Origin of the sequence: Carboxylicivirga mesophila, assembly GCF_018271975.1 — a bacterium.
GTDB lineage: Bacteria > Bacteroidota > Bacteroidia > Bacteroidales > Marinilabiliaceae > Carboxylicivirga > Carboxylicivirga mesophila.
This window is the reverse complement of record NZ_JAGUCN010000030.1, coordinates 11,213-25,039: the sequence shown is the minus strand read 5'-3', so window position 1 is coordinate 25,039 and position 13,827 is coordinate 11,213. Positions and strand designations below refer to the sequence as shown.

Annotated in this window: 8 protein-coding genes; all 8 read right to left on the bottom strand. The window is 42.8% G+C overall.

Annotated features, from left to right (window positions below):
- Positions 1-154 precede the first annotated feature (154 nt).
- The 8 genes from KEM09_RS19370 to KEM09_RS19335 all read right to left on the bottom strand — a co-directional run bounded on the left by KEM09_RS19370 (position 155) and on the right by KEM09_RS19335 (position 13,453).
- A complete protein-coding gene (locus tag KEM09_RS19370; RefSeq protein ID WP_212230910.1) occupies positions 155-1,369 on the bottom strand; it encodes a M64 family metallopeptidase in 1,215 nt (404 codons plus the stop codon).
- Between the two features lie 145 nt (positions 1,370-1,514).
- Positions 1,515-2,552, bottom strand: a complete 1,038-nt coding sequence (asnA, locus tag KEM09_RS19365; protein WP_212230907.1) for an aspartate--ammonia ligase — start codon at positions 2,550-2,552, stop codon at positions 1,515-1,517.
- 192 nt (positions 2,553-2,744) lie between these two features.
- On the bottom strand, positions 2,745-5,045 hold the full coding sequence (locus KEM09_RS19360) for a beta-N-acetylhexosaminidase (RefSeq protein WP_212230904.1): 2,301 nt from the start codon (positions 5,043-5,045) through the stop codon (positions 2,745-2,747).
- 171 nt (positions 5,046-5,216) lie between these two features.
- The gene (locus KEM09_RS19355; RefSeq protein ID WP_212230901.1) at positions 5,217-5,702 is read right to left on the bottom strand and encodes an outer membrane beta-barrel protein; all 486 of its coding nucleotides are present in this window, start codon (positions 5,700-5,702) and stop codon (positions 5,217-5,219) included.
- An 87-nt stretch (positions 5,703-5,789) separates the two neighbouring features.
- The gene (locus KEM09_RS19350; RefSeq protein ID WP_212230898.1) at positions 5,790-6,290 is read right to left on the bottom strand and encodes a hypothetical protein; all 501 of its coding nucleotides are present in this window, start codon (positions 6,288-6,290) and stop codon (positions 5,790-5,792) included.
- Between the two features lie 20 nt (positions 6,291-6,310).
- Entirely contained in the window at positions 6,311-8,461 is a 2,151-nt protein-coding gene (locus KEM09_RS19345) for a DUF3857 domain-containing protein (RefSeq protein WP_212230895.1), read from the bottom strand.
- Between the two features lie 84 nt (positions 8,462-8,545).
- Complete coding sequence (locus tag KEM09_RS19340; protein WP_212230891.1) at positions 8,546-10,447, bottom strand: transglutaminase-like domain-containing protein; 1,902 nt, start codon at positions 10,445-10,447, stop codon at positions 8,546-8,548.
- 207 nt (positions 10,448-10,654) lie between these two features.
- Positions 10,655-13,453, bottom strand: coding sequence for a T9SS type A sorting domain-containing protein (locus KEM09_RS19335; protein WP_212230888.1), 2,799 nt, complete (start codon positions 13,451-13,453; stop codon positions 10,655-10,657).
- Positions 13,454-13,827: the final 374 nt, after the last annotated feature.

Sequence of the window (13,827 nt, the reverse complement as noted above, 5' to 3'; positions counted from 1 at the left end):
GATAATGAATTATGAACAGGATGCCTGTAGGTGTGTGCATTGAAGGTTTTCTTTTATGAAACCGTCAAAAAAACAAACATCCAAAACATCAGCCGTGGCCCATGTTTTGGATGTTCTTAATGTTGTTATCTCAATAATCGGAATCAGTTTCAGCTTACTTGGTATACTGATCAATAATGAGTTTAATACCACGCTGGCAGGCCGGACAAAAATGGTCGTGGCGCGTAAACATGATGCAGTTGGCCGCACTGCGGTACATGCCGGTGGCTTTGTGCTGAGCGCCCTCAAAAGCACCTACCTGGCCGCTGTATTTCATATTAGCCAGCAGTTTATCGTCCCAGGCTTTTTTATCCAGGAAGAAATCTTCCATCACCTTTTCATCTACCTTGGCTTTGCGCATTTCCACACGCTTCTTTTGCACGTCAATGCTATGCTTGTCATACTTCTCTTTTTCCCAGGGCGTTGGAATAGGGGTGCCCGGTGTTACGATGTCTTTCCATTTAATAGTTTCCGGATCGGGATTGGCTGTTACATTTAATTCCCATGGTTCCAGGTGTTCGGCATCCATCTCATAAGCCGTGGCTGAGGTATAGTATTCATCGGCCAGGTCGGCAAAGTGATGGCCAAACTCGTGCACAAACAGGTACTCCTGGAAAGCATTGTTGACAGCTGCTGTGATATACAGGTTATAAATACCGCCACCCCCATAGATAGAGTCGTTCATCAGAATGGCAGTAAACTCATACGGTACTGCAGCCGAGGCATTGCGTATGGTTTTGTTATCTTTATGGAACTTATCCATATCTTCTTTGGCATAGCCTTCGCCTAATACCACAATATCCACCTGCTTTTCGGGTGTACCATTCACTACGACATCAAAAGTGTTGTAGTGCTGTTCAACCGGGGCTGTAAATGCTCTGTGGTGTTTCGGATTAACACGGTAGGTCCATACCGGATCGAAACCATTCAGACGATTACGTTTGTAAATGGTCACATCCACTTCAGCTTTAGGCCAAGGGAAGCGAACCGATTCATGGAAACTGCCCCAGTTATCCTTAGCATCGGGTGTGGTCTCCCACTCGCCATAAATGCTTGAGTAGCCTCTTGAGTAAAGTACTTTTTGAGTTTCGGGCTCCTTCACTTCAAAGAAGTATTTACCCAGTCGAAACTCATCGATAAGTACTGTTTTACTACCGGCCCACTGGCCATCGTTCACCATCTGGTCAAAGGCAAAATGTTCTTCACTGGCAGTACCAACATGGTTGTAGTCGAGGCGCATGGTGGCAGTTGTGAAGTATTGTTCGTACTGTGCTGAAGTTATAATGGATGACAGCAGTACCACAAGTGATAATAGATATTTACGATGCATACGATTATAGTTTTGAGTTTAATGGTATGCAAGTTAATGAATCTAAGGGAGGGAAAAAGTGTTTTTTGTCATTACCAGTTTGGCTGGATGGTTGCAGAAAAAACTCCCTAAGCTTATTGCGGGTGCTTAGGGAGTGATGGGGTGTTTATACAAGAATGATTTTATTCTCTTTGCATTTCTGGCGCATATCAGCCGGCCATATGCTCGACTGGATTTCACCGATATGCGCTTTGCGCAGGAAGAACATGCACAGGCGCGATTGGCCAATGCCTCCACCGATAGACAATGGCAATTCGCCATCTAACAGGCGCTGGTGAAACAGCAGTTCTTTACGCTCCGGACAACCTTCCATATCCAGCTGTTTGCTCAATACTTCAGGACTCACGCGAATACCCATTGATGATATTTCAAATGAACGTTCCAGAATGGGATTCCATACCACGATATCACCATTTAAACCTTTGTAGCTATCTGCTGTTGGAGTACTCCAGTCATCATAATCCGGGGCCCGGCCATCGTGCTTCTCGCCATTGGATAGAATACCGCCGATACCAATTATAAAGATGGCACCATGCTCCTTAGCAGCTGCATCTTCGCGCTCTTTGGGTGTTAGATCCGGGTATTTGTCCAACAGATCCTGTGCCTGAATAAAGGTTATTTCCTCTGGTAAAATAGGCTGAATAGATGGGTAGCGTTCAAATACCACAAATTCAGTTCGCTTCATCACTTCGTAAATTTTGCGAACAATGTGCTTTAAATAGTCCAGATTATACTCCTCTTTACCAATGTGACGTTCCCAGTCCCATTGATCAACATACAGCGAGTGAATATTTGAAAGCTCTTCATCTGGGCGAATGGCGTTCATATCGGTATACAGTCCGTAGCCCTGCTCAATTTCGTAGTCTGCCAGCATCATACGCTTCCACTTGGCCAGCGAGTGTACCACCTCAGCCTGCTCATCGTTGAACTCTTTAATAGGAAAAGCTACCGGACGCTCAGTGCCATTCAGGTCGTCATTGATACCAGTGCCTTTCATTACAAATAATGGGGCTGTTACCCGGCGCAGGCGCAGTTCAGCCGATAGAGCTGTTTGAAAATGATCTTTAACGGTTTTAATCGCATGTTCCGTTTGTTTCAGATCAAGAAGTGGTTCGTAGTTTTTTGGTATAAATAGTTTTGCCATCTCAAATTTAATTAGTGATTTGTTAGGCAAATGTAACAAAAACTATCAAATAGAAACTTTGTGAGTTGTTAAAATATTAAAATGCTACAAAAAATCTATTTGATAGTTTTAAATTGAAATAGTCCTATAGGGCTTTTTAGCTTTAATAACAGTAACAGTTGACCGGTGAACCTGGCGACAATTGTCAGAGAGTTACTCAATCACTACTTCATCAATAAACAGGAATACTCCCATGCCTTTTATCTTTGGGTAATGGGCCCTGACCTTCACATACTGAGTTGTAACTGGCTCGAATATGACAGGAAATCTGGTGTTGCTTACTGCTGATGACCAGGGAGGCTGGTAATTAATCTGGCTTTCCCATGTGCCAGCCAGGTGATAGTCTTTACCATTATCGGAAACCAATACTTCTATGGATGAGGGGTAGAAGATACCTGCACCATTCTCTTCAATGCAACTCAATTTGAGTGAGCTAATCTGCTTTGGTTCGCTAAGTCTGATGGTCGCCTCAAAGTCTTTATCCAGTATGCCCAGCCATTTGCCATTGCCCCATTTGTCGCCGCCAAAGTCGGTGTCAGTGAGTGTGGCAGGCCCATTGGATGCGTATTTAGCTTCGGGTGCTGAGTGCAGTGTTACTTTGGCTCCGGCTGCTTTATGCAGAATGGCTTCCCGGCTCTCTGCTTTACCTGTTGCTTGGCCATCTTTGTAGGCAATGGTTTTGATAGTGGCCGACTCGCTGAGTATAAATGGTTGTTTGTATAAAGTGGCACTCTCCGGATTGGGTTCAGTGCCATCTGTGGTATAATAGATATCAGCCTCCAATTCGGTACTAAGGCTTACTTTTAGTTGCTGCGCATTAAGAAGCTCAACATGAACAGTTGGTCGCAAAGCGCTATAGGCATAGTTAATATCCATGGTCTCATAGTGTTTCAGCATTTGGTTCATTTTGTACCTGAAATGCTCCCAGTCTTTTGTGCCCTTTTTTTGCCAGGCTACTTCTGATAAAGCCGCGATGCGTGGAAACAGCATGTACTCCACATGTTTTTCGTTGGGCATGTATTCTGTCCATATGTTAGCCTGAACACCCAACAGCTGGTTAAGATGTTTCTGGTCCAGTCCATCAGGAACAGGCTCGTAATCATACACTTTTTTGAGTGGAGCATAACCGCCAAAGGCTTTAGGTTCGTGCTTGCTCAAACTTTGGTAGTGATCGAAATACAGATGCGAGCCGGTGGTTAAAACGGTTGGGTGCCCTTCTTTTAAACAATCAGCCACACCGGTTTCGGCTCCCCAGTACATAACTGTGGCAGTGGGCGATAATTCGCCTTCCAATATCTCGTGCCAGCCTATTAGTTGACGGCCTTTGCTTTTCAGGTAGGTATCAAAGTGATTGATAAAATGGCTCTGAAGCTCATAGGCATCATAAGCTTTGCGTTGCATCAACTGTTGGCAGTCGGGACAATTGTTCCAGTTGGTTTTGCTTACTTCGTCGCCACCAATGTGTATGTAATTGGAAGGAAACAGCTCAATAACTTCATCCAATACATCCTCAAGCAATTGGTAGGCAGCCGGGTTGCTGGCACAATACACGCCACTGTTCTTAATGAATTTGCCAGTTGCATCTTTACAAGTCAGATGAGGGTAACATTGGAAAACCACCTCAGAATGGCCGGGCAATTCTATTTCCGGTACCACTGTAATAAAGCGTTCGGCAGCATAAGCTACTATTTCCCGTATTTCATCCTGGGTGTAGTAGCCACCATATTTGTGTGCTTCGTCGCCATTGCGCCATACCTCAAATTCCTGCCAGGGTTGAAGATTGGGTTTTACTTTACGCCAGGCTCCAATATCTGTCAGCTCGGGGTGCGATTTGATTTCGATGCGCCATCCGATACCGTCCACCAGGTGCCAGTGAAAAACATTAAGCTTGTGCATGGCCAGGTAATCGATGTATTTCTTAATAAATGCCGTGGGCATAAAGTGGCGTGATACATCCAGGTGCATGCCGCGCCACTCAAAACGTGGACGATCAATGATATGGCCTGCAGGCAGGGCCAGTTCGCTGCCCGAAGTAGCTGCATCAGCAGGCAGCAGTTGCCTGATGGTTTCAACGGCATAAAACAGACCTTGGGGCCCGGCAGCTTTAATTGTTAGTGTTTGCTGATTGATATCCAGCACATAGCCTTCCATGCTCAAGCTGTCAAGGCGATTGTCGAAGGCCAGTACAATGGCCGGATGTGAGGTGTCTTTCGGATCTCCAAAACTAAGGTTAAAATCAATATGGCTTATCTCGCTAAGCAAAGCAACGGCTGGTAGCATGCTCGAATCCTCAATAACAACCGGCGTTGACGGTTTCATAAGAAAAGGACTATTGCCGCTCAATGCTACATGCAGAGGTTCAGGAATAATAGATGGGGATATTGTTTCTTTATGATGACAGCCTATGGTCAGTAAAATAATAAGAAACGGTACAATTGCTTTTAGTTGAATCATAACTGAGTTTGTTTGCAACTAAATTAGAGTAAACCAGCCTGATTATCTGGATAGGAGGGGGGGATAATTGTTCATTTATTGTTGCAGACGTTAAGAAGAATAAGTATGACATAAAAAAAACGACCACCGGTTAACCGGTAGTCGTTATATTAATATAATTGATATCTGTGCTTAGAACATATACTGTAAGCTGGCACCAATTCTGAAATAAGTATCATCTACAATGGTGAAACGAGCTTCAGGAGCCAGGTTTAATTTATCAGATAGCTTGTAGTTCATACCAACACCCAGGTTAATGCCAAAATCGGAATCAGAAAGATCTCCAGCTGCACCAAAATCTGCTTTCCAACCAGTAATGTTTAAACCGCCAATACCATAGAAATTCATTTTTTCATCCTGCTGATGGAATACATAATGGGCATCAAAGTCGAAGATGTTGTAGCTAATATTGTCTTTTTCAAAAATATGCGTATAGCCAAAAGCGCCTTCCCACTTCTCATTAAAGGCATATACACCGTTGATGTTAATACCAATGTTGCTGATGTCAGTAGCATATACTAAACCGGCACCGGCTCTGATTTTTGAAGAGTCAAACGATTGTGCAAACAGGTTGCAAGAAAGGATTAAGGCAAAAACTAATACAATGCTCTTTTTCATGTTAATTAATTTTATTGTTTAGGTTTATTTATAACAAGTCAAATGTAAATAATTATATTGATTTTTGTGAAGCAGGAATGTGAAAGCTTATTCGCCTGTTTGAAGATTTTGGAAAACCACTGTAAAATCACCGGTATATTCTCCTTTAAATATGAGTCCATCCACCATGGTTAAATCCATATCAATGGAATAGTTATCTCCTTTGTTGTGAGTTATTGTTACTGTGCCGTCTGCAAGGTTGGAAGTAGTAGGTTCAGTTCCCTCAAAAAACATATAATTGGTTAACCAGTCATCCAGCGCTTTATCCCCTTCACTTACTGGATAAGAGTAGGTGCCTTCAAGTGTTTCACGGGTAAATGATTCGATGTCGATGGTGAGTGTTTGTACGTTGTTGGCATTGCCACTTATTAATGAGATAGCTGTGTGACCGCCATTGTCAACTGATAGCCCCATTATAGAGGCTTCAACTATTTTGAAAGATTCCCCATTCATTTTTACATTGTTAACGGTAGGATCATCATCTTTGCTACAGCCTATCAGGCTGATGATGGCCAGGGCTAGCAGGGAGGTTTTTACAAATTGTATCATAGTTTGATGTATTTAGATTGTTACAGTTTTTTAAGTAGTACTTTTTGGGTAGAGAAGTTGGCAGCGGCATTTAAAAAAGCCACATAGTTAGGCCAAGTGCTGGCTTCGTCGTAGATGTTATTGTAATATTTTTGCGTTTCAACAATGAGTTGATTACCATCTAGTTTAGCGGTACTAATAAAACCGCCCTGTTCTGATGTTACCTCAGTATTCAGTTGGTCGATGCCTTGCACTGCATAGCCATCGGGTATGGTAAGGGTAATCGCATATGAGTATGAGCGGGGACTGTACATGTATATGCTTTGCTGACGCTCCAGTTCATCCTTCTCCAGAGTGGCTTGCTTCTGAATCAGTTTGCCTATATCGAGCATGTAATTGCGCCCAGCCTTCTTAATTAACTCATTGGTTGAGAAAGAGTAGCTGAATTGCATATCGGGTAAGGTATCGAATCGGCCACTCTGTATCAGTTTAAAGTCGGCTATCGTATCAATGGCAAAATCGTAACTGCCAGCGGTCATCTCCTTTAAGACCTTAGTGCGGTTGCTTTCTTTGTTCTTAAGATATGATTCCCTTAAAGTCAACAACTTCTTTTTCATCCACAGGGTGCCTTCAAAGTCTTGCTGCATATCAAACTTGCTGCTTTCCTCTTCTTTATAATCATAAATATCCAGCAGTGTGTATTGCACGAAGTTTTTAAGATAGCCTTTAAGGGTGGTTTGAATAGCGATATTGCTTGTTTTCATATCGTCAGCCAGTTCTACATTAAGCTGACTGACCTCACAATTATTTTGCTTATCAATTACCGGAAGTGTGATCAGCTCGGGTTTCCAATCAGAAAATTTGGCTAACCCATCGACAATATAAGCTTCCGTACCCATCAGGTCAGCATCAAATTCGCCGGGCATGCGGTAGTTATCAACCGGTGAGAGGTAAAGATATTTGTCGCCTTCTTTTACACGCAGCAGGTATTTGATTTCGTGTTCGAGCAGCAGATCATCTATTGATGCCACATCGCGTGGGATAGCCATCACAATATCGTGTGGAATTTTCTGTACGGCCAGGAAGGTTGAAAAGCGGTCAAGGCTTTGAAAGCGACTGTCCTTATACATGGCCAGCGATTGATTCCAGGTATCTTTATCAGCAATGGTTTGCACCTCATCCCAGTTAAGCTCTTCATTGCGACGGAAGTAAAAAGCAGCTTTCGCCTTCTCAAAATTGCCAGCATCTTTAGGTACTTGCTTTTTAATGTGCTTGTGCATCGTTTTGTTAACGGTATAAGTGTTGACCAACAGGTAGGTTAAGAAATCGGTTAGTTCCTTGTTACTTACTTCACATTTAACTTTTCCGGCTTCACCCAACAATACATCGTTTTGCCGGATGGCTTTGCCAGAAGCATAGGCAGCTCTGAATTTGATCGTAGGCAGTTCACGATAGGGATAAAACCAGCGCAGTTCTTTCACTGCCTCACGATCTTTGTCCACTAAAACATAGGTAATGTCCTCGCTTGCCTCATCTATGCTCTCGGTAAGTTGTGGTGCCCCGTTGCTTGAGTTGAGCGATATAAAACAACGGCGTTGGGCCTTAAATTCAATGCGCTGTTCAACAACCGGATACTCTTGTGGCAGGCAATGTTGGACCGGGTCAAAATAGTACATCTTAGAGGATAGCGGAAGCGCTTCTTCTTCGTAGATGTAGTAGTCAAGAATATCCCCTTCTTCCAGCCCCGGAATGGCGATCTTTTTATAGGCATAACGAGAACTTCTTTCTTTCATCTCCATTTCGACTGCCTGACTGTTGTCGATAATCACTTCACGCCCATCGGGTTTAATCAGTTTAAAACCCGTGTAAACCGTTAATCCTCTTCGGGCAGATGGAAAGCTCAGTTCGGCGTATTCATTTATGGCATTTTTGTCGTTTAGTTTAATGCGAAGATGGTAGATACTATTGGTACGCAGCTCGGCAATAATTGGGGGCTTTTTGTATTCGAGCCTGTTGAGTTTGGCAAGAATAACAGCTGATTCATTTTGCCATTTTTCAGGCACCTCGGTGATGTTAAAAAGTTGATTATCTTCGGACCACATGGTCTCCTGAATCATTTGGCTGCGCTCATCAGCCATAGTGCGGATGCTGATGACGATTAAGGCTGTCAGTGCTAAAAAAAATACTTTCATTTTGTTTGTGATTTATCTTCTGATATTGGGTGTGCTATCATTAAAATTAATGAGCTTCTATAAGACTTCATTAAATAAACCGGATTATATCTTTTTAAGAATAATCTGATCGTTATAGAAGGTGTTGAGGCTCTCGATAATGGTGTTCCATGTTTCAAACTCATTTGCACTTATCTCACCCTTTGCGATTGTAATGCTATTGGTATAAATAATTGTATTGCCTTTGTGTTGATAATGGACTTCAACATCAATATTGTCGTTTTTATAACTTACCTTTTGGGGTAGGTGGCTAATTTTATAACCTTTAGGAATAGTGAGGTGTTTAATCGTCTTATTCAACATTTTACGCCCCAAATCATAACTGCTTAAACGCTCTTTTTTAATCTTGGTTTGGCTCATTGGTTTTTCCCAGTCAAGCTCAATAAACAGTTCGTTATCAAACTGGTATATTTTATTACCTATGCTATAGTCGTATTCAATTACCAGAGGTTTATCCCTGTCAGTTTCAGGCGTGTTATTGACGTTTACAAGGTCTTCGTTGCCCGAGGCGGATACTGATAGAAAATCAAAGAGCTGTGCTTTGTCTTCTACTTTGCTATTATTGGAGAGGTATAAAATCGATTTTTTTGTTTCTCCGTTAAACTCCACCTGTCCTTTTCCAATCAGCAGGTTGTCCTTAATATTGATTGTTTCAGTGCGCGCTATCAGGTTTTCACTTGTTGAGCAATCAGGGACGGTTTTTCTGATGTAGCTGTTGCCATCCTCTATCAACATTTCCTGGCCTTGTATGCGTTCGGCTACTTTGCCCAGGGCAATGTACTTTTCTGTGGCATCCAGTACGTACATGTCGTCTTTTACAAAGGCTGTGCATATCATGTGGTTATCAGCGGCTAATGATGGAATATCATAATTGTATGGTATCTTATCGGTACCAATCCAGGTTAAACGCGCATCAATGCCGGCCACTTCCAGCATTGATTTGGTTAGGATAGCCATGCCTTTACAGTCGCCATAGCGGTTATTAAACACATTTTGTGGGGCCTCAGGCCTGAAACCGGCAATACCATCCTCAAAAGCAATGTATTTAATGTTTTCCTGTATCCAGTAATAAATATTTCTGATCTTCTCTTCATCAGACCCTGCATCTTTTATTAACTTCTCGACAGTGGATTGATAGGCCTCGTGATTAACTTGCACCATTTGTGTCAGACTGTGATACCACGCGTAAAGGTCGTCGGTAGTCGACAGTATCTTGTTTTGAATGGCATTGGCCTTGTAACTTTTGGTAAGCACTACAATGTGTGGGGTTGAATGAAGGAGGCCAGGTGAGTTGGTTTCATTCTCAAGTTCTTTCAGCTTATTGCAGGTGTAATGTATCAGCTTAGAACCATCTCGTTCGTTGACTTCTTTTACAATATCATAACCATCAAAGTTCATTTCTACCAATTCTACATCAAATGCCTGTGGAATGATAAAGGTAATATCACGTTTATGTACCGGTTCTGTATCTTTAAAAAAAACCTTTGTCAGGTACCTGGGATCTTTGTATTTCTTTTCAGATATAAACGTGGCCTCTGTGCCTTCGTAAAGCATATCAAAGCTGTAATGACCAATTTTAGCATCTGAGTAAAATATGTCATCCACCTCATAGTTGCCAAATACCTTGTTGTATCTTAAGTTACCCCTGCCAGAAGAATATTTAACCTGACCTTTAGTAAGGTCAATATTGTCGTTGTAATACACATTCTTGTAGTATTTTATATTGCTTTGTAAAGCAATTAAATCAGTAGTGTATTGTTCGTAGGCAACTGGTTGGTTGTTTTGCAGCTCAAAGCGAATTTCAGATATGCAGTTGCTGGCCACCACTTGCTGGTCTTTATAAATGTTTCTTAAGGCATTGGCTTTATCAGTATCGGTGTACTTTTTTTGTGCCTGAACAGCCACAGATAAAGCAAGAATAATTATAAAATAGAATGTTCTTATCATTTTGAAATGGGTGTGTGGTGTGTAGTGATTTTCGAAAACCTTACGATAGAACTACGTAAGATAAAATGTTTTGTTTCATTTATTTGTATTATTGCTAAACGCCCATCAAATTGCCTTATTGTCTGTATGAGTTAATGTTGTTGCAAAAGAAACGGTTACCTGCAAGCAAGTAACCGTTTGATATACTGTTGTTAGATTATTAGTTTATCAATAAGCTGTTTGTATCAATTTACCATTGGTGGATTGCTCACCGCAAATCAATTGGTAGAAATAGATGTTGCTGCCTGTTGAATGGCTCCTGAAATCAAACGTGTATTTAGTGTTGGCTTTCACTGGTCCTTCATAAATGCATTCGATCAGCTCGCCACTAACGCCATATATATTAAGGATGGCATGGGCATCCTCTTCTGGGGTGAAGGTAATGCTGGTTTGATCCACAAACGGATTGGGATAACTCATCGATGATAGTGATTGAGCCGGCGCGTTGTATTGCAAAGTGTCGCGCATAATGCACTGGGCGGCTTTATAGGCCACTAAAAAGGCTAGCTGCGGTTCATGACTGTTGCAGATGGTAAATTCAAGTTCAAACGCATCAGCCGAATGGCCAAAGCCAGTAATATCATCCACCTTAAAACCGTAAATGCCAGTTGTAGGATCGGTCGAATTAAGCTCTGTAGCCCAGTTGCTGGAGTTACTCACCGTTTGCACATAGCCCTTATCAACCTGAATGGTCAAATGCGATAGATCATGCTGACAGCTACCGTCTGTGCTAACTTTCGCCTTGTAGGTATAGCAACCATTGTCGTTTTTAGTCCATTCAACAGCTTGTATGTCAAAGCAGGTGTTTTCGCAATCATTGATCGCTTCGTTGCCATCATTCTCTCCGCCACCATCTGTTGGTGCTTCAGTACAACTTAAGATAATCATATCCTGTGCCTCGCAGCCTTCAGCATTCTGAACCATCAGGCTGATGCTGACCTGTCCTTCGCCGGCACTGTATAGCAGTTCTTCCATCTGCTCTTGCTGGATGGTCCACGTATTGCCGCCATCGGTAATTGACCAGTTGTATTGCGTTGCTCCCTCCACAACTGCCCATATGGTATTATCAGTACTGTTGCATGTCGGTTGTTGTTCTGGTACCACAATGGTGACACTTGGCTGAGTGAAAGTGTTAATGGTAATTGCCTTGCTTACAGAGCAACCCGCAGCATCTTCTATGGTAATGATGTATTCACCCGGTTCCAGCTCAGTACGTTGCAGCCCGCTGTATCCATCCGACCAAATGGTATTGTATGGTTCGCTGCCCTGTTCAACGCTAATGCTAACACTTCCCAAGGGCTGGCTACAGCTTGGTTGCTGGATATTGACAGTAGCATCCAGTCCGGTATCCGGACGTTCGATTAGGATTTGTTGAGTGACGCTACAGCCATTGGCATCCACTGCTGTAAATTCATAATATCCTTCTTGCTCAACTACTAAATCGTTCACCAGCTCGTTGTTGTGGTAGATTTGATAAGGTGGTGTACCACCCGATGCTGTCACGCTAATGCTCATCGACGCATCGGCTTCATCACAGCTTACACGGTTCACTTGTGCGCTTAAGTTTATCTGAGCAGGTTCGCTCACCTTGATGTATTTACTGCGGGTGCATCCCATAGCATCGGTAACCGTTACCGAATACCAATCACCAGCCAGGCCATCGATGGTGGCCGTTGTTTCTCCATTATCCCAAACAATGTCATATGGTTCGGTACCATTGCTGATGTCAATGCTGATAGAGCCACTGTTATCGCCGTAGCATACCGGATTATTAACGTTTGAGATAATATTCAGTTTCTTGATAGCCACATAACCCTTTTGTGTGATGGAACAGCCATTGGCATCTGTAATAGTTACCTGGTGTGTGCCACTGTTCAGGTCGCTGATGGTGGCCGTTGTTTCGCCATTATCCCACAGGTACGAATAGGGAGGAGTTCCGCCACTCACTTCTGCTGTTAAGCTACCTTTTCCTTCCTCGTAGCACTCAAGGTAGCTGGAGCTGATGTTGGCCGTTAAATCCGTTTCTGCCGCAATGCTGTAGTTGAATGTCTTAATACATCCGCCGGCATCTGTCAATGTGAGTGTGTAACTGCCTTCACTAAGGTTTTCGAGAGATGTTGTTGTTGCTCCTGTATTCCATGAGTAGGCGTAGGGCTCAATGCCGCCACTGACCTCAGTGCTGATGGCGCCGTCTGCCTGACCGCAGGTCGTATTAATCACTTGTGCTGTTGCTCTGAGGGGTTCTGGTTGTGTAATGATGGCCTCTAGAGTGATTGTTTCATTACCCGCATCGCTAATGATTACTGTATAAGTACCGGGCGACAGGTTGCTGATTGTTTCAGTTGTTGCCCCATTGCTCCAGGCGTACTCATAAGGCGGTGTGCCATTGGTAACGGTCACTGTTGCCTGTCCATCATTACTGCCATAACAAATAATCGGCGATGCATCAATGCTGGCTTGCAGCTTGTTGCTGACCAGTTCTTTTTCGTCAATAGCTATGCAGGTACCTGCTTTGTAAGCTACCTTAAACAGCTTACTTTTTAATTGCTCCAGGCAGGCATCATCATCGTACTGAATGGTGTACTTCAGTGTGAATGATGCGGCCTGTCCATCCTCACCAAAACCTTGTATATCATCCACCTTCAGGCCATAAATACCAGTGGTGGCATCGGTGCTGTTAATTTCCATCGGCCAGTTGCCCGAATTGGTTGCTTCAGTCACTGTGCCACAAGGTATCTCAACGGTGAAGTGCGATAGAGCAGCAGAGCAGCCATCGGCATTTACTTGCAGCTCAACAGTCAGGTAATTGTCAGACTCATTAAAGGAAATGATTTCAGTATTGAAACACTCGTCGCAATTGGCGTCAGCCGATTGTCCGTATGCTAATGATAGAGGGTTGTGTAGGTATATGGCTAATAAAAACAGTAGTAATGTACTGTGCTTTTTTGAGATGTAATTAGAATTCATGTGTAACGTGTTTGGGTGTATGGCTTATACTTTTTATCAGGCCAAATGTTGCGTTTGTCATGTTAAAATTGATGTTTATCAAAATGAGGGGTGCACATATGCTCATAGCGTTAGTCTTTGGTAGTAATGAGTTGGTGTTTTTGTAAAATTCAGTTATTCAGCTTGGTATATCTGTGCATTGGAGGATGTGGTTTCCTGCACGCCAGTAGTCTGAGAACGGCTATAATACTTTAATAAGTAATGCCTTCTTGCACTGGTGTCTTACGTTAGCTTGTAGGTGTGCTTCTTAAAGCTTATGTAGTGAGTGAAAGGAAAGCATAAGGAAGTATTTGTATAATTGTATATATTTGAATCCAGCTAATACACCCCAATAG